21 protein-coding genes, 1 tRNA gene and 1 pseudogene are annotated in these 16,378 nt (G+C 70.1%); 8 read left to right on the top strand and 15 right to left on the bottom strand.

What is annotated here, in order from left to right; all coding sequences use genetic code 11:
- The coding region (locus VGD32_RS10100; protein ID WP_331031764.1) for a NusA N-terminal domain-containing protein at positions 1-140 on the bottom strand (140 nt) is incomplete at its 3' end.
- Between the two features lie 4 nt (positions 141-144).
- Entirely contained in the window at positions 145-687 is a 543-nt protein-coding gene (gene rimP / locus VGD32_RS10095) for a ribosome maturation factor RimP (protein WP_331031762.1), read from the bottom strand.
- 184 nt (positions 688-871) lie between these two features.
- On the opposite strand from rimP, the gene VGD32_RS10090 reads away from it, so the two are divergent.
- A complete protein-coding gene (locus VGD32_RS10090) occupies positions 872-1,360 on the top strand; it encodes a hypothetical protein (RefSeq protein WP_331031761.1) in 489 nt (162 codons plus the stop codon).
- Here the strand turns inward: VGD32_RS10090 and trmB are convergent.
- Positions 1,357-2,070 (bottom strand): tRNA (guanosine(46)-N7)-methyltransferase TrmB, encoded by a 714-nt coding sequence (trmB, locus tag VGD32_RS10085; protein ID WP_331031760.1) that lies wholly within the window; start codon positions 2,068-2,070, stop codon positions 1,357-1,359. The two genes, VGD32_RS10090 and trmB, sit on opposite strands and share 4 nt — an antisense overlap.
- An 88-nt stretch (positions 2,071-2,158) precedes the next feature.
- Between trmB and VGD32_RS10080 the strand changes: the two genes are divergently transcribed.
- Positions 2,159-2,407: a hypothetical protein gene (locus tag VGD32_RS10080; RefSeq protein WP_331031759.1), complete on the top strand. Its 249-nt coding sequence runs from the start codon at positions 2,159-2,161 to the stop codon at positions 2,405-2,407.
- Here the strand turns inward: VGD32_RS10080 and metK are convergent.
- The 8 genes and pseudogenes from metK to hemC form a co-directional block, all read right to left on the bottom strand.
- Positions 2,404-3,600 (bottom strand): methionine adenosyltransferase, encoded by a 1,197-nt coding sequence (gene metK / locus VGD32_RS10075; RefSeq protein WP_331031758.1) that lies wholly within the window; start codon positions 3,598-3,600, stop codon positions 2,404-2,406. The two genes, VGD32_RS10080 and metK, sit on opposite strands and share 4 nt — an antisense overlap.
- 56 nt (positions 3,601-3,656) lie before the next feature.
- The gene (locus VGD32_RS10070) at positions 3,657-4,088 is read right to left on the bottom strand and encodes a hypothetical protein (RefSeq protein ID WP_331031757.1); all 432 of its coding nucleotides are present in this window, start codon (positions 4,086-4,088) and stop codon (positions 3,657-3,659) included.
- A gap of 55 nt (positions 4,089-4,143) precedes the next feature.
- Positions 4,144-4,569: a hypothetical protein gene (locus tag VGD32_RS10065; protein WP_331031756.1), complete on the bottom strand. Its 426-nt coding sequence runs from the start codon at positions 4,567-4,569 to the stop codon at positions 4,144-4,146.
- Between the two features lie 210 nt (positions 4,570-4,779).
- Entirely contained in the window at positions 4,780-5,052 is a 273-nt protein-coding gene (locus VGD32_RS10060) for a hypothetical protein (RefSeq protein WP_331031755.1), read from the bottom strand.
- Positions 5,053-5,161: 109 nt separating this feature from the next.
- Positions 5,162-5,311 (bottom strand): annotated as a pseudogene (locus tag VGD32_RS14265) (LuxR C-terminal-related transcriptional regulator); the annotation flags it as partial.
- A gap of 133 nt (positions 5,312-5,444) precedes the next feature.
- Positions 5,445-5,520, bottom strand: a tRNA-Thr gene (locus tag VGD32_RS10055).
- A gap of 41 nt (positions 5,521-5,561) precedes the next feature.
- Positions 5,562-6,212, bottom strand: a complete 651-nt coding sequence (locus VGD32_RS10050) for a uroporphyrinogen-III synthase (protein ID WP_331031754.1) — start codon at positions 6,210-6,212, stop codon at positions 5,562-5,564.
- Between the two features lie 20 nt (positions 6,213-6,232).
- On the bottom strand, positions 6,233-7,183 hold the full coding sequence (hemC, locus tag VGD32_RS10045; protein WP_331031753.1) for a hydroxymethylbilane synthase: 951 nt from the start codon (positions 7,181-7,183) through the stop codon (positions 6,233-6,235).
- 45 nt (positions 7,184-7,228) lie between these two features.
- Here hemC and tsaD point away from each other — a divergent pair, with 45 nt between their 5' ends.
- From tsaD to VGD32_RS10030, 3 genes are read left to right on the top strand one after another with little or no spacing between them, the layout of a single operon-like run.
- The gene (tsaD, locus tag VGD32_RS10040) at positions 7,229-8,353 is read left to right on the top strand and encodes a tRNA (adenosine(37)-N6)-threonylcarbamoyltransferase complex transferase subunit TsaD (protein WP_331031752.1); all 1,125 of its coding nucleotides are present in this window, start codon (positions 7,229-7,231) and stop codon (positions 8,351-8,353) included.
- Between the two features lie 9 nt (positions 8,354-8,362).
- Positions 8,363-9,361: an NAD(P)H-dependent glycerol-3-phosphate dehydrogenase gene (locus VGD32_RS10035; RefSeq protein WP_331031751.1), complete on the top strand. Its 999-nt coding sequence runs from the start codon at positions 8,363-8,365 to the stop codon at positions 9,359-9,361.
- Complete coding sequence (locus VGD32_RS10030; protein ID WP_331031750.1) at positions 9,358-9,753, top strand: Rieske (2Fe-2S) protein; 396 nt, start codon at positions 9,358-9,360, stop codon at positions 9,751-9,753. The genes VGD32_RS10035 and VGD32_RS10030 overlap by 4 nt, the downstream gene beginning before the upstream one ends.
- Positions 9,754-9,759: 6 nt before the next feature.
- On the opposite strand, the gene VGD32_RS10025 is transcribed toward VGD32_RS10030, so the two are convergent.
- Positions 9,760-10,272, bottom strand: a complete 513-nt coding sequence (locus VGD32_RS10025; RefSeq protein WP_331031749.1) for a YbjN domain-containing protein — start codon at positions 10,270-10,272, stop codon at positions 9,760-9,762.
- Between the two features lie 65 nt (positions 10,273-10,337).
- Complete coding sequence (gene zapE, locus VGD32_RS10020; protein ID WP_331031748.1) at positions 10,338-11,450, bottom strand: cell division protein ZapE; 1,113 nt, start codon at positions 11,448-11,450, stop codon at positions 10,338-10,340.
- A 164-nt stretch (positions 11,451-11,614) separates the two neighbouring features.
- Here zapE and VGD32_RS10015 point away from each other — a divergent pair, with 164 nt between their 5' ends.
- The 3 genes from VGD32_RS10015 to VGD32_RS10005 are packed head-to-tail and all read left to right on the top strand — an operon-like array spanning position 11,615 to position 15,126.
- The gene (locus VGD32_RS10015; RefSeq protein WP_331031747.1) at positions 11,615-12,661 is read left to right on the top strand and encodes an aspartate-semialdehyde dehydrogenase; all 1,047 of its coding nucleotides are present in this window, start codon (positions 11,615-11,617) and stop codon (positions 12,659-12,661) included.
- Positions 12,662-12,697: 36 nt separating this feature from the next.
- Positions 12,698-13,627 (top strand): EamA family transporter RarD, encoded by a 930-nt coding sequence (rarD, locus tag VGD32_RS10010; RefSeq protein ID WP_331031746.1) that lies wholly within the window; start codon positions 12,698-12,700, stop codon positions 13,625-13,627.
- Positions 13,628-13,653: 26 nt separating this feature from the next.
- Complete coding sequence (locus tag VGD32_RS10005; RefSeq protein ID WP_331031745.1) at positions 13,654-15,126, top strand: MFS transporter; 1,473 nt, start codon at positions 13,654-13,656, stop codon at positions 15,124-15,126.
- On the opposite strand, the gene VGD32_RS10000 is transcribed toward VGD32_RS10005, so the two are convergent.
- On the bottom strand, positions 15,111-16,244 hold the full coding sequence (locus tag VGD32_RS10000; protein ID WP_331031744.1) for a serine hydrolase domain-containing protein: 1,134 nt from the start codon (positions 16,242-16,244) through the stop codon (positions 15,111-15,113). The genes VGD32_RS10005 and VGD32_RS10000 overlap by 16 nt on opposite strands.
- On the bottom strand, positions 16,241-16,378 hold a 138-nt coding region (locus tag VGD32_RS09995; RefSeq protein WP_331031763.1), incomplete at its 5' end, for an NAD(P)/FAD-dependent oxidoreductase. The genes VGD32_RS09995 and VGD32_RS10000, both read right to left, overlap by 4 nt.

Here is a 16,378-nt window from a genome sequence, read left to right as displayed (position 1 = left end):
TAGCGCGACTTGGCGCCCTTCTGGATCGCCTCCTCGATCGCCTCGACGACGATCTCCTTGTCGATGTTCTTCTCGCGCGCGACCGCATCGGCGATCTGCAGCAGTTCGAGTCGGTTCGCGGAAACGCCGGCGACAGCCATGCTCTTAGTCCTCGGTCTCAGTGTTGTTGTCGTTGCGGGCGGCGCGCTTCTCGGCGCCCGCCTTCATCAGTTCGTCGGTCAGCACCAGCTTGGCGTCGACCAGCCAGGCGAAGGGGATCAGGGCGGTGTCTTCCTCACCCTCCAGATCGATGGCGATGTTCTCCCCGTCGGTCCCGGCGACGGTCCCCTTGAAGCGTTTCCGCCCCTCGATCATGCGGTCCGTCTCGAGCCGCGCCTCGAACCCCTCGAACAGGTCAAAGTCGCTCTGGCGCGTCAGCGGACGATCGACGCCGGGCGATGACACCTCCAGCAGGTACTCGCCGCTGATCGGGTCGGCGGCGTCCAGCACCTCGGATACGGCGCGGCTCAGACGGGCGCACTCCTCGACCGCGATGTCGTGGTCGCTGGGCCGCTCGGCCATGATCTGCAGCCGCCGGCGCTGGGTGCCGCCCATCAGCCGCACGCGCACGATGTCGAGGCCCAGGCTGTCCGCCACGGGTTCGATCAGCTCCAGCAGAGCGCGGTCTTCGACGGTCTTGGCCTTCAAGGTCGGGTCCAGAATAAACAAAAGCGGCAGGCCGTCCGGCCGCCGCTTCAATCGGCGCCGTCGGACGCCGGTCTAACGATGTGAGGCGGCATATAGACCGGAAGATAGGGTTTGTCAGCCCCTGTCATCGCAGGCGGGACGGACGCATTGCCAAGGCCCTCCGGCCCCGCCAGAACAATCGGCGATGAAAGTGTACTGGATTGGTCTCGACACGCCCGGCCGCCTTGGCGTGTCCCGCAAGCCCGACGGCGGGGAAGCCCTGGACGCGCAGATCGAACGTCTGGGGCACGGCATGGTCGATCACGTCCTCAGCCTGCTCGAGCCCGAAGAGGCGGCGCGGCTGGGGCTGGCCGACGAGGCCGCGGTCTGCGAGCGGCACGGCGTCGGCTTCTACAACTTCCCGATCACCGACCACGGCCTGCCGATGAACGTCGAACACTACCGGCGCGTCGCCCACGCCATGGACCGGCGGCTGAGGGCGGGGCAGGCGCTGGTCGTCCATTGCCATGCGGGGCTCGGTCGCGCGCCGTCGCTGGCCATCAGCGCTCTGATCGCGGGCGGCATGAACGTCGACGAGGCCATTCTGCGCGTCGGCCGCGCCCGCGGCCGGCCGGTGCCGGAAACGGACGAACAGCTGGCCTTCCTGCGCGCCTTCGCGGCCGGCGGAGTCTAGGCGCGCACGAAGTCGAGGAAGATCGGCGGGGTGTCGCCCAGCTTCTTGTCCTCATAGCGGGTGACCACGTGGTCGGCGGGCGCCGTGCGCCAGTCGTCGGCGCGGTCCGCCGTCCACTTCAGTCCGGGCGCGCGCTCGAACCGCTCCAGCGCCCAGTCGGCATAATCCTTCCAGTCGGTGACGAAACGCAGTCGGCCGCCGGGCCTGAGCAGGCGGACGATCTCCACCGCCAATTCGTCCTGCACCAGCCGCCGCTTGTTGTGTCGCGCCTTGTGCCACGGATCGGGGAACAGGATCATGATCCGGTCCAGGGAGGCGTCGGGCAGGGCGGCCATGACGGCGCGCGCGTCGTCGGCGTGGATGCGGACGTTCTTCAGGCCGCGCTCGTCGATGTGTCGCAGGGCCGAGCCGACGCCGTTCAGGAACGGCTCGCAGCCGATCATCAGCGTGTCGGGATGACGGGCCGCCTGTTCCGCCAGATGCTCGCCGCCGCCGAAGCCGATCTCCAGCCACACCGCCTTCGCCCCGGGCATCAGCGCCGCCGGATCGATCGGCCCCGCCGCCGGATCGGGCACGGCGATGGCCGGAAGGAGGGTGTCGAACAGTGCAGCCTGCCGCGGCTTGAGCGCGCGCGACTTGATGCGGCCGAACGAGCGGAGCGGACCCCGGGTCTGGGTCGAAGGCGTGTCTGAGTCGGGGTCGGAAGGCATGGGCGCCTTATAGGCGGTCGGGCGCGGCGCGCGAGTCCTTCACAACGGCCCGGCTCGCCCCATGTGACGGTCACACACGGAGCGCGTCATGGCGGACATCATCGGCTGGGCGGCCGGCCTCGGCGTGATCGGGCTTGTCGCCTGGGCCACGCTCGCCGTCGCCGGCCGGCGCGGCCGGACAACCGCCCGCCGCAAGGGAGGCGGGATTCAGATGATGGCGGCGATGCTGCTCGGCTTCGGCGTCGCCCTCGATCCGCCCCAGCGCCACGTGGCCGAGGCGAAAGACGAGACGCCGAAAGGCTCGCCCGAAAGCGGCGAGCCCGAATTCGACGACTAGACCAGCGCCTTCAGCTTTTCGACCAGGTCGGTCTTCTCCCACGAGAAGCCGCCGTCGGCGTCCGGCGCGCGGCCGAAGTGTCCGTAGGCCGCGGTGCGGGCGTAGATCGGCCTGTTCAGGCCCAGATGCTCGCGAATGGCGCGCGGCGTGGCCCCGCCGATCAGTTTGGGTAGCTCGCGCTCGAGGATTTCCGGGTCGATCCGGCCGGTGCCGTGCAGATCGACGTGCACCGACAGCGGGTGCGACACGCCGATGGCGTAGCTCAGCTGGATGGTGCAGCGGTCGGCCAGGCCGGCGGCGACGACGTTCTTGGCCAGGTAACGGGCGGCGTAGGCGGCCGAACGGTCGACCTTGGTCGGATCCTTGCCCGAGAAGGCGCCGCCGCCGTGCGGGGCCGCGCCGCCGTAGGTGTCGACGATGATCTTGCGGCCCGTCACCCCGGCGTCGCCGTCGGGACCGCCGATCTCGAACGAGCCGGTCGGGTTGATGTGCCATTGGGTCTCGTTGGTGATGAAGCCGTCCGGCAGCACCTCGCGGATATAGGGTTTGACGATCGCGGCCACGTCGTCCGACGACAGGCCCGGCGCGTGCTGGGTCGACAGCACGATCGAGGTCGCCCGCACCGGCCTGCCGTTCTCGTAATACAGGGTCACCTGGCTCTTGGCGTCGGGCTCGAGTTTGGGCTCCTTGCCCGCATGGCGGGCCTCGGCCAGCTTCTTCAGGATGTTGTGGCTGTACTGCAGCGTGGCCGGCATGAGCTCGGGCGTCTCGTTCGAGGCGTAGCCGAACATGATGCCCTGGTCGCCGGCGCCCTCGTCCTTCTCGCCGGACGCGTCGACGCCCTGGGCGATATGGACCGACTGCGGGTGCAGGCGGTTCTCGAACGTCAATTTCCGCCAGTGGAAGCCATCCTGCTCATAGCCGATGTCGCGCACGACCTTGCGCACGGTGGCCTCGATCTCGTCCTTCACGCCCGGGGCCCAGTTGCCCTCGACGTCCATGATGCCCTTGCCGCGGATCTCGCCGGCGAGGACGACCAGATTGGTCGTGGTCAGGGTTTCGCAGGCCACCCGCGCCTCGGGGTCCTTGGACAGGAACAGGTCGACGATGGCGTCGGAGATCTGGTCGGCGACCTTGTCGGGATGTCCTTCGGACACGCTTTCGGAGGTGAACAGGAAGGACGAACGGGACACGGCGGGCTCCTGCGCGCGGAAACGGCCGCCAGACATATAAAGATATGTTTATATGTTCAAGGCGCGCGGCGCCGCCGCCGCCACTCAACGGTGTCGCTGACCGCCGTCTCTCCCGCCAGCCAGCGCTCCGCCACCCCGGCCAGCAAGGAGGCGTAGAGAAGAAGCCCGAGCCCGACTCTCGCGGACAGGGCCGCATCCCACGATATATCCGTCACGATCGAGAAGACATGCACCAGAACGGTGAGCGCCTGGGCGGTCGTGGCGGCGAACGGCCACCAGCGGTCGGAGCGGAACGCCAGCCGGCCCAGGATCAGCGCCGTCAGCGTGTCTTCGATGATCGAGTCTATGTAGACGTCGCCGATCACCCACATGACGCGGGGGTTTGCGAAAGCTATCCGGAAAAGCAGCAGCATCGCCGCGCCGAATCGTTCCGTACGGCCGCCCCACAGGCCGCCCGTGACGACGGCCGCGAGAGACAGGATGTGCAAGGCGAGAACGAACGGTGGGATGGGGTCTCTCCGATGATCGCCGTTCGGCCTGCGCCTATACCGACTCCGGCGCCCGGCCGCGACCGATACGGCTGGCCGCCCGCTCCCCCGCCATCCAGCGCTCGGCGACCCCGCCCAGGACGAACAGATACAGCAGATGCCAGAGGCCGACCCGCGCCGACATCGCGGCGTAGAACGACACCGGCGTGAAGATGACGAGGAGGTGGACCATGACGAGCAGGGCCAGACACCCGGTCACGGCCAGCGGCCACCATCGGTTCGACCGGAGAGCCAGCCGGCCGAAGATCAGAAGCATCACGGCCTGACTGCCTGCGATCCCCGCCTCGAGCTCGCCGATTTCCCACTCGAGGAAGAAGAATTCGATCATCTGGCCCGTGAGCAGGACCGCCACGCCGTAGCGTTCGGGATGGCCGCCCTTCAGCCAACCGACGGCATAGGTGACGAAGCCGACGAGATTCATGGTCAGGATCCAGGGCGTGATGCGGCGTCCTCCCGTCCCCTGAGCCGGCCGACGAACCGGGCGACGTCAGCCGTCAGTTCTGCCGGCCGCTCGCCACGTTCTCCGGACTGGTCACGTGCCCGATCTCCTGGGCCTGCCCGGCGTAGGCGAGGATCAGGTCGGCCACCGCCTTGAGCATCACCGCCGTCACCACGACGATGACGAGCAGGATCAGGAGGCGGACGACCCAGCTGCGTGGCGGCGGGCGGTAGCCGAGGCGCCGCCCATCGTGTGGCTCTGGGCTCCCACCTGGGCCATCACCCAGCCCGCGCTCAGCACCTGCTGCAGCAGCTCCCTCGGGTCCGCCCGCTGCGCGTCGTCCGCCAGTCCCCTGAGCAGATGACTGCGCACCGGATCGTTCGGTCCCATCGGGCTGAACCTGTCCAGCGCGGCCTCCAGATCGTCCCACGTCCAGTGCGGAAGCGGCGGGCTGTTCGATGCCATGGTCTGACTCCCTGTCGAGGAAGCCATCAACCGGCGAACGGCGGTCGCCGCCAATGGGGTCTTTCGGCCCTGGTACGTTTCGTTCCAGGAGTGCGAGCGCGGCCTTGCGCCGGTTGACCCCCATCCGGCGGCAGGCCTCGTGCACGTGTTTCTTGACGGTGGCTTCCGAGAGTCCGATCCGGGCGGCGATCTCCTTGTCGGTCAGAAAGGCCGTAAGCCTCAGACACTCTTCCTGGCGGGCGCTCAGGCGCTGCGACATTCTACGCTCCCGGTATGAGCGAAATAGCTACGGCGTGCGAACGGCGTCGTCCAGTGCCCTTACGTCAAGTTACACGGGTTGCGGCAGCCGCCCGCGCTGGTCGCCGGCCGCCCGGCCCTATGCCCGGAAAGAATGGTGCCGCTTAGGTGACTCGAACACCTGACCCCCGCATTACGAATGCGATGCTCTACCAGCTGAGCTAAAGCGGCCTTGGCGCGGCAGGCGGTTCCGCCCGCGCGAGAGGCGCTCTTTATACGCGGGCGGCGGGCTTGCCAAGCGCCTGCAGCAGCGCCGGCTCGTCGGGGCGTTGGGCGACGCGGACATCCAGCCCGGAGGCGTCCGTCAGCGGCGCGGCCGCGGCCTGCGAAATCGCCACGGCCACCTGTCCCGCGAACGGTCCGAGCGCGGCCAGGGCATGGGCGCCGCGCGGAGAATGCACCAGCACCGCGTCGAAGGCGCGCGGGGCAGGCGCTCCGGTCGGCGCCGCCTCATAGACCGGCAAGGTGCGCGCCTCGACCCGTCCGGCGAGCCTCGCCCGCAGGTCCCCGGCCGGCGCCAGCGCGCCCGGAACGAGCACGGCGCCGTGCGCCTCCTCGCACAGAAGTCGCGCCAGATCCTCCAGCGCGCCCCCGGCCGAGCGGACATCCTCGAAACCCGCCCCCCGCGCCGCGTCCGCCGTGGCGTCTCCGACCGCGAACACCGGCAGGGCCCGCTCGCCGGACAGGCCGGCGAAGGCCTCGACGCCGTTGCGGCTGGTGAAGGCGAGGGCGGCGATCCCGGTCAGATCCGGAGCGGCTTGCGCCATGCGGCGGACGGCCAGCAGAGGCGCGACCACCGGCTGGAAGCCGAGGGCGGTCAGGCGGTCGGCGGTGCGGGCGGCGCCGGGTTCCGCGCGGGTCACCCAGACGCGCCGGACCGGTCTCAGAGGTCGACCCTCTGGTCGCCGGCCGCCGCCTGCACCTCGGCGCCCAGCCGCAGGCCGAGCTCAAGGGCCTGCGCCGCCGCGTCCGGCGCGTCAAGGTCGGCCACCTCGCCCGCCCGCCGCCAGCGGACGGAACCGTCAGGAGCCAGCATTTCGGTCGTCAGCCGCAGCCGTCCCGCGGCGATCTCCGCATGAGCCCCGATGGCGGTGCGGCACGATCCTTCCAGCGCCGTCATCGCCCCGCGCTCGGCCGCGACGGCAAGGGCGCTTCCGGCGTCGTTCAGCGCCGCCGCCCAGGCCGCCCCCCGGTCGTCGGCCCGGGTCTGCAGCGCCAGCGCGCCCTGACCCGGCGCCGGCAGGAAGTCGTCCAGCGCCAGCCGCTCGCGGATGACCCCCTCGAACCCCAGCCGGTTCAACCCCGATACGGCCAGCAGGATGGCGTCGAACTCGCCCTCGGCCAGCTTGCGCAGCCGGGTGTCGACATTGCCGCGCAGCATCTCGATCTGCAGGTCGGGCCGCAGCGCCAGCGCCTGGGCCTGGCGCCGCAGCGAGGCGGTCCCGAGCCGGGCCCCCGCCGGAAGGTCGCCGAACGAGGCGAAGGCTTCGCTGACGAAGGCGTCGCGCGGATCCTCGCGCGGCGGGACGGCGGCGATGCACAGGCCTGCGGGCTGCTCGGCCGGCACGTCCTTCATCGAATGGACCGCCACGTCGACGCGGCCGTCCAGCAGCGCCTCCTCGATCTCCTTGGTGAACAGCGCCTTGCCGCCGATCTCCATCAGCCGGCGATCCTGCACCCGGTCCCCGGTGGTGACGATCTCGACCAGAGGCACGGCCTCGGCGATGTCGGCCTCGGCCACGCCCAGGGCCCGGCCGATGGCGCGCTGCATCATACCCGACTGGGTCAGGGCCAGTTTGGAGCGGCGCGTGCCGATGCGGACGAGAGGAGCCATGAGACAGCCGTTGCGCCGGGGGGTCGGGGCCGTTACCTCGACCGGATGAACCTGGGCGCGGACTATAGCAGCGAGGGCGGCCGGGCAACCGGACCCCTCACCGTGCTCGGTCTTGAGACCAGCTGCGACGAAACCGCCGCCTCGGTGGTGCGGCTGACGCCGGACGGCGCCGCGACAGTGCTGTCCTCGGTCGTGCACAGCCAGATCGATGACCATGCGGCCTACGGGGGCGTGGTCCCCGAGATCGCCGCCCGCAGCCATGTCGAGATGATCGCCGGCGTGACGGCGCGGGCCATGGCGGAGGCGGGCCTCGGCTACGACGGGCTCGACGGGGTGGCGGCGACGGCCGGACCGGGGCTGGTCGGCGGCGTCATGGTCGGCCTGAGCTTCGGCAAGGCGGTGGCCCTGGCGCGCGGCCTGCCGCTGATCGCCGTCAACCACCTCGAGGGTCACGCGGTCTCGGCCCGGCTGGGCGCACGGGTCGACTACCCGTTCCTGTTGCTGCTGGTCTCAGGCGGCCACTGCCAACTGCTCGAGGTCCGCGGCATCGGCGATATGACCCGGCTGGGCACCACCATCGACGACGCTGCGGGCGAGGCCTTCGACAAGATCGCCAAGGCCCTTGGCCTCGGCTACCCGGGGGGGCCGGCGCTGGAGAGGCTGGCCGAGAGCGGCGAAGGGTCCCGCTACGACCTGCCGCGCTCGCTGCTCGGCCGCAAGGATTGCGACTTCTCCTTCTCCGGCCTCAAGACCGCTGCCTCGCGCCTCGCCCACGCCTGCGAGACCGGGCAGGACCGCGCTGACCTCGCGGACGCGGTGCAGACCGCCATCGCCCGCCAGCTCAGCGACCGTTCCGACCGCGCCATGAAGGCCTATGCCGGGCGCCACGCGCACCGGCTGTTCGTGGTCGCCGGCGGCGTCGCGGCCAACCGCACCATTCGCTCCACGCTCGAAGCCACGGCGGCGAAGAACGGATTCGCCTTCCTCGCTCCGCCCATGGCCTATTGCACCGACAATGCGGCGATGGTCGCGCTGGCGGGAGCGGAACGGTTGCAGAAGGGTTGGGTCTCCGACATCGACGCCGTCGCCCGGCCGCGCTGGCCGCTGGATGAGAAAAGCGCGCTCGCCGATCCGGCCCACCAGCCGGGCCGCAAGGGCGCCAAGGCTTAGGGAAAGCGTATGGAATTTCGCACGGCGGGAGTGATCGGCGCGGGCGCTTGGGGCACGGCCCTGGCCCAGGTCGCGGGCTGGGCCGGGCTCGACGTCCTGCTGCAGGCGCGCGAGCCCGACGTGGTCGAGAGCATTCGCGAACGGCGCGTCAATGAGGCCTTCCTGCCGGGCATCACACTTGACGATCATGTCGCCGTGACCGCCGAACTGGCGGACCTGGCCTCCTGCGACGTCATCCTTGCGGTCGCGCCCGCCCAGCACATGCGCTCGACCCTGGCGGCGTTCTCCCCCCACCACCGCGCCGGCGTGCCCGTCGTGCTGTGCTCCAAGGGCATCGAGCGCGGCTCGCTCAAGCTGATGACCGATGTACTGGCCGAGACCCTCCCGGCCGCCCCCGCCGCGGTCCTGTCCGGCCCGAGCTTCGCCGCCGAGGTGGCCAGCGGCCTGCCCAGCGCCGTCACCCTGGCCTGCGCCGACAAGGCCCTCGGAGAGGCGCTGATGGAGACCCTGTCGGCTCCGGCCTTCCGCCCCTACCTGGCCACCGATCTGATCGGGGCCGAGGTGGGCGGGGCTATCAAGAACGTCCTCGCCATCGCCTGCGGCATGAGCGAGGGCCGCGGTCTCGGCCGCAGCGCCCACGCCGCCCTCATCACCCGCGGCTTCGCCGAGATGACCCGGATGGGCGTGGCCCTCGGCGGCCAGGCCGAGACCGTCGCGGGTCTGTGCGGCCTCGGCGATCTGGTCCTGACCTGCTCCAGTCCCCAGTCTCGCAACATGAGTCTCGGCCTCGCCCTCGGTCAGGGCCAGAGCGTCGAACAGGCCCTCGCCGGCAAACGCTCGGTCGCCGAGGGCTACGAGTCCGCCCCGGCCGTGCGCGAACTGGCGGCGAAGATGGGCGTCGACATGCCGATCTCGCTGGCCGTCGCGGCCCTGCTGGCGGGCGAGACGACCGTGCCCGAGGTCATCGACAGCCTGCTGTCCCGCCCGCTCAAGGTCGAGCGTCATTGAGCGATCCGCGGCCCGAAAGCCCCGAACCCGCACCGGAGCGCAGGCGGGTCTGGTCCACGCCGCCCAATGTTCCACTGTGCCCCGAGTCCGCCATCGCCGACCCCGGCGCGCGCAGCTTCGTGCTCCAGATCGGCGAGGCCTTCTTCCACGGCTTCGTGGTTCGCAAGGGCGGCGAGGTCGCCGGCTATGTCGACCGGTGCCCCCATCAGGGTTTTCCGCTGGCGCTGGAGCTCGACCGCTACCTGACACCCGACGGCTCGCTGATTCTGTGCGGCTGGCACGGCGCGGTGTTCGAGCCGCTCACGGGCGAATGCACCGGCGGCCCGTGCGCCGGCGGCCGGCTGACGCCGTGGCCGGTGGCCGTGCTGGACGGAATGATCCGGACGGCCTGAGGGGCCTTATTGCTCCGGCGCGAAGAAGCCTACCGTCGTGCCGAAGGCGCTGACCATGTCGAGCCACAGGGCGGTATGGTCGGTCAGCTGCTCGACGTCGCCCGGCTGGATCAGCACGTCGTACTGGACGACCGCCGTATTGTCGCCGCCGCCTTCGCCGGGGAGGAAGAAGGCCTTGAGGAAGCGCCGCTCGCGGTTCCAGTCGTTGACCACGGTCTGGGTGATGGTCGGGTTGGAGAAGCTGGCGGCGTACTGGATGTCGCCGCACACGTCGTTCTGGCAGCCATAGAAGAAGATCACCCAGGTCAGCGGGCCGTCGGCGACGCTGATCCAGGTTTCACCTTCCTGACGGTTGATGGCGCTGACCGTTCCACCCTTGCCCGTCAGCCAGGCGCGCACGGCCTCGATCGCGACGCCGGGGTCGGTTGCGGTCTGCACCGGCGCGGAAGGGGCGGCTGCGGCCGCCGGGGTGGCGACGGCCATGACGGCGGCGGCGGCGAGGGTGGCCAGGCGGATCATCGTTTTCTCCTGCGACCCGTCACCTATCGACGGATGCCCGGCGAAATCAAGGCGGTCCTGCGGGGTCAGTCGCGCTCGCGGGCCAGCCAGTCCGCGCCCGCCATCTCGTTCAGCCGCGACACCGTCCGTTCGAACTCGAAGGCTCCGACGCCCTTCGGATACAGCGCCTCCGGGGGCGCCTCGGCCAGGGCCACCAGTCGCGTCCCGGCCTCGTAGAGGGCGTCGATCAGGGTCACGAACCGGCGCGCCTCGTGGTGGTTGGCCGGACCCAGCACCGGCACGGCCTCGACGAACAGGGTGTGGAAACGATCGGCGACGGCCAGATAGTCCTGCGGTCCCAGCGGACGGCCGCACAGGTCCTCGAAGGTCGCGCGCGCCAGTCCGCCGTCGGTGCGCTCGATCACCACCTCGCGGCCCAGCACAGTCAGATGCGTCGGCGCCTCGGCCTGTTCGCCTTTGAGATCCGACCACAGCGCCTCGAACCCGGCGCGCGCCGCCTCGTCCGGCGGGGTGAACCAGACCCGGTCGCCCATCAGCCGGTCCAGCCGCCAGTCGCGGGCGCCCGCCACCGACACCACCTCGCAGCGGGCCTCGATCAGATCGATGAAGGGCAGGAAGAGTTCGCGGTTGATCCCGTTCAGATACAGCTGGTCCGGCGCGCGGTTGGACGTCACGGCCAGCACCACCCGGTTCTCGAACAGGGCCTCGAACAGCCGGCCGAGGATCAGGGCGTCGGCGATGTCGGTGACCTGCAGTTCGTCGAAACACAGCAGCCGCGCCTCGGAGGCGATCAGGTCGGCCACGGGCCGGATCGGGTCGTCGCCCTTCCACTGGCCGAACACCGCCTTGCGCGCCGGCGCGTCGCCCTCGCGCCACTGCCGGATGAGCCCGTGCACCCGGGCCATGAAGGCGTGGAAATGCGCCCGCGTCTTCCGCTTCTCGGGCGCGCAGGCGAAGAACAGGTCCATCAGGATGGACTTGCCCCGCCCCGGCGGTCCCCACAGATAGACGCCGCGCACCTCGGGCGGCCCACCCAGAAGACCCCCGAACCGGCCTTTGCGGCCGAGGTCGATCTCCAGCCGGGCGAGCGCCTCGACCACCGGAACCTGCGACGGGTCGGGGGTCAGCCGGCCATCGGCCAGCCGCTTCTCATAAGCAGCGCGTATGCGTGATCCCATCCTTCTCGGCCTTACCGGCGACCGCCGCTGCTGAAAAGCGATTGCTTCACGCCCACGATGGCCCACATACAGCCTCACAGTCCGGATACCGGCCTCATCATATTCCCGCGCCCGACCAGCCAGGCTCCGAGAGCCGAGCGGCGGCGCATCCGAAGGACCACCTCATGGGATACAAAGTCGCCATCGTGGGCGCCACCGGCAACGTCGGCCGGGAGATGCTGAACATCCTCGAGGAACTGGAATTCCCCGTCGACGAGATGCACGCCGTGGCCTCGCGCAAGTCGAAGGGCGTCGAGGTCTCCTGGGGCGACCGCACCGTCAAATGCCAGGACATCGAGGATTTCGACTTCTCGAAGGTGGACCTGGTGCTGATGAGCGCGGGCGGCGACGTCTCGCGTCAGTGGTCCGAGAAGATCGGAAAGGCCGGTCCCATCGTCATCGACAACTCCTCGGCCTTCCGCAAGGATCCGGACGTGCCCCTGATCGTGCCCGAGGTGAACCCGGACGCCATCAAACAGGCGCGCAAGAAGAACATTATCGCCAACCCGAACTGCTCGACCGCGCAGCTGGTCGTGGCCCTGAAGCCCCTGCACGACGCGGCGAAGATCACCCGCGCCGTGGTCTCGACCTACCAGTCGGTATCGGGGGCCGGGAAAGAAGGCATGGACGAGCTGTGGAACCAGACCAAGGCCATCTACGGCCTCGGCGACGCCAGCCCGAAAAAGTTTCCCAAGCAGATCGCCTTCAACGTCATCCCCTACATCGGCGCCTTCCGCGATGACGGCTACACGGACGAAGAGGCCAAGATGTGGGACGAAACCCACAAGATCCTCGACCCGGACATCAGACTGACCGTCACCTGCGTCCGTGTGCCCGTCTTCGTGGGCCATTCGGAGTCGGTGACGCTGGAGTTCGATCGCCCGATCTCGCCCGACGAGGCCCGCGCCATCCTGCGCGAGTCCCCCGGCGTCATGGTCATCGATAAGCAGGAGCACGACGGCTACATCACGCCCGTCGACGCCGCCGGCGAGCACGCCGTCTACGTCTCGCGCATCCGCAAGGACCACACGGTCGAGAACGGCCTGTCGCTGTGGATCGTCTCCGACAACCTGCGCAAGGGCGCCGCCCTGAACGCCGTCCAGATCGCCCAGCTTCTGGACGAGACGGGGGTGATCAAGTCGTCCTCGGGATACCGCAGCATCACCGTCTGACCTTCCGCTCGCCCTCCCCCGGCGAAGGAGATGACCATGACCCCCGTGACCGGCTCCGATCAGGGCCGCGCCGCCCTCCTGTCGGCCTTCGCCTGTTACACGCTGTGGGGCGTGATGCCGCTGCTGTTCATGGGCCAGGCGGCGGTCGGCTTCGACGCGCTGGAGATCCTCGCCCACCGCGCCCTCTGGGCCGTGGCCGTGGCCGGCCTGCTGGTCTGGCTGGCGAACCAGGGCGGGCAGGTCCGGGCCGTCCTGGCCTCGCCCAGGACGCTTGCCTGGCTGGCCTTCTCGACCGTGCTGATCGGGGTCAACTGGGGCATCTACGTCTGGGCCACGACACATGAGGCGACGCTGGAGGCCAGCCTCGGGTCCTACATCAACCCGCTGCTCAACATGGTCGTTGGACTGTGGCTGTTCCGCGAGAAGATCGACCGCTGGGGCTGGATCGCCATCGGCCTGGCCGCCGTCGGCGTGTTGTTTCAGGCCCTGGCGCTGGGACGGCCACCGTGGATCTCGATCGTCCTCGCCATCAGCTTCGCCACCTACGGCGTGATCCGCAAGCGTGTGCCGATCGACGCCCAGGCGGGCCTGCTGGTCGAATGCCTGCTGCTGGCGCCGTTCGGCCTGGCCTGGGTGCTGTGGCTGCAGCACACCGGCGCCGGCGTGGCCTTCGACGGCCCCGTCAACATCCTCTGGGCGCTCGCCAACGGCCCGGCCACTGTCCTGCCGCTCGCCCTGTTCGCCTGGTCGGCGCGCCGCCTGCCGCTGTCGACCATCGGCTTCATCCAGTTCCTCGCCCCGACCCTGCAGTTCATGGTCGGGGTCTGGGCCGGGGAGGCGCTGACGCCGTTGCGGGTCGTCTCCTTCGCCTTCATCTGGGGCGGGGCCGCCGTCTTCGCCGCCGCCGCCTTCTTCCGTGTCCGCGCTGCCCGCCAGGCCTTGAAGAACGCCGCGGAACCGGCCTAGCCTCCGCTCCCCGTCCGGAGCGCGCCATGGCCGATCCCACGCTGTCGGCGTCCCGCAAACGCTGGATTCTGGTCGCCACGGTTCTGGGGTCCAGCCTGACCTTCATCGACGGCTCAGCCCTCGGCGTGGCCCTGCCGGCGATCCAGAACGATCTCGGCGCAGGCCCCGCGGCCGCCCAGTGGGTCTCCAATGCCTATCTGCTGACTCTCGGAGCGCTGGTCCTGATAGGCGGGGCGGCGGGGGACCGCTTCGGGCGGCGCAGGGTGTTCCTGATCGGGGTCGCCGTCTTCGCCCTCGCCTCGATCGCCTGCGCGCTCTCCCCCACGGTCGAACTCCTGATCGCCGGGCGAGCCGTGCAGGGGATCGGCGCGGCCCTGCTGACCCCCGGCGCCCTCGCCGTCATCGGCTCGGCCTTTCCCTCTGACGAGCGCGGCAAGGCTTTCGGGACCTGGGCCGGAGCAGGGGCCCTGTTCGGCATGATCGGGCCACTGGTCGGCGGCTGGCTCGCCGACGCCGCCGACTGGCGTTTCATCTTCTGGATCAACGTCCCGCTGGCCGCTCTGACCGTCGCGGTCACGCTGAGGGCCGTGCCGGAAAGCCGCGACGAGCAGGCGAGGGGGCTCGATTGGCCGGGCGCCCTTCTGGCGGTGGCAGGTCTCGGAGCCATGACCTGGGCTCTCACCGCCGCCCCCGACCTGGGCTGGCGCGATCTGTTCGTGCTGGCCGGCCTGGCCGGCGGGGCGGTCCTGCTCGCCGCCTTCGTATGGGCCGAGGCGCGCGAGCGTCACCCGATGATGCCCCTCGGCCTGTTCCGGTCGCCGGTGTTCAGCGGAATCAACGTCTTGACGCTGCTGCTCTATTTCGCCCTCGGCGGGGCGATGTTCTTCCTGCCGTTCGACCTGATCCGGGTGCACGGCTGGAGCGCCACTCTCGCCGGCGCGGCCATGCTGCCCTTCGCCGTGATCATGGGCCTGTTCTCCGGCTACGCCGGCAAGCTGGCCGACCGTTTCGGCGCGAAGCTGTCGCTCAGCCTCGGACCCGTGCTCGCCGGCCTCGGCCTCGCCCTGCTGGCCGTGCCCGCGCCCGGCGCCGGTTATGTCGACGGGCCGCTGGCGGGGATGACGCTGCTGGCGGTCGGCATGACCTTGGCCGTTGGCCCCCTGACCGCGGCCGTCATGGGCGCCGTGCCGCAGGGGCACACCGGCGTCGCCTCCGGGATCAATAACGCCGTCGCCCGCATCGCCGCCCTGCTGGCCATCGCCCTGCTCGGCGTCGTCCTGTCCGCCGTGTTCGTGGCGCAGACTGATGCGCCGGACGCCCGCGCCCTGCTCGGCGAAGTCATGGGCGGCGCCGACCTTGAGCTCGCCGCCCGTGACGCCTTCCACGCCGCCTTCCGCGCCGTGATCCTCACCTGCGCCGGCCTTGCCGTTCTGTCCGGCGTCATCGGCGGCCTGACCGCGCCCGCGCGTGGGAAGACCCGGCGTCAGAAGATCGAATAGAGCGCCTGCTGCAGCCGCACCGCCCGCGGATCGCCGATCAGGTGCGGCGACTGGCGGGTCATCACATAGGCCGCCGACAGTCTCACCTCCGGATCGGCCCAGACGCAGCTGCCGCCCCAGCCATAGTGGCCCACCGCCGTCGGATCAGGTCCGAAGATTTCCAGCCCGCGGTTTGCCGTCCAGCCGGCCGCCCAGCCCATGACGAATGGCAGCACCCGGTCCTGCCCGTGCACCCGCTCACGCCGCGCGGCGTCCAGCGTCGCCTGCGACAGCACGTTCCGGTCCTCGAACGAGCCCGTCGCCATCACCGCCATGATCCGGGCCAGATCCAGCGCCGTGCCGTGCAGATTGGCCGAGGGAATCTCCGCAGTCCGCCATTCCGTCGCCTCGCGCGGCCCCGGTGAAGACCCTTTGTCGAAGAAGGCCGAGCGCTTGATCGCATCCAGGACGCCCAGGCTCGGGGCCGCTGACGGCTTCCGCATTTGCGCCACCCGGCCGTGTTCGCTCTCCGGCAGACCGATCCACAGGTCCAGCCCGGGAAAGTCGTCGCGCAGCGCCGTTCCCATGCTCCGCCCGTCGACCAGCCGGAACAGTTCGCCGGCGAGATAGCCGATGGTGATCGGATGATAGCCCGAGGCCGTCCCCGGCTCCCACATCGGCGCCTGGGCGCACAGTTTCGCAAGCACCCGTTCCCGGTCGAACCAGTCCTCAGGCGCGATCCCTTCGGAGAACCCGGGCAGCCCCGCCTGATGACTCATCAGCTGACCGACGGTGATCTCCTCCTTGCCGGCCTGTCCGAAGTCCGGCCAGTAGCGCGCGACCGGCCGTTCGTAGTCCAGCAACCCGCGCTCGACACAGGTGGCGATCAGCAGCGCCATGACCGCCTTGCCCGCCGAGAACACCGGCGTCAGCGTGCCGGGCCCGTACGGAACCGTCTGCGCCGTATCGGCCCAGCCACCCCACAGGTCGATGACCGGATCGCCCTCGATACAGATGCTGAACCGCGCCGCCCGCTCGTTCAGCCCTTCCGGCGCCGCGGTGAAATTGGCGGCGAAGGCATCCTTCACGGCGGCGAAGCGCGGCGGGCAGACGCCATGAATATCGGGAAGATCGGTCATGACGCCGTCCTATCGTCTTGCGCCAGCCAGTCCAGCACCCCCTCCGCCGCCACGACGCCTGACGCCATCGAGGCCTGCAGCAGATAGCCGCCGGTCGGGGCCTCCCAGTCCAGCATCTCGCCGGCCGCGAACAC

The organism is Brevundimonas sp. (assembly GCF_036402095.1).
GTDB lineage: Bacteria > Pseudomonadota > Alphaproteobacteria > Caulobacterales > Caulobacteraceae > Brevundimonas.
This window is presented reverse-complemented; position numbering and strand designations above follow the sequence as displayed.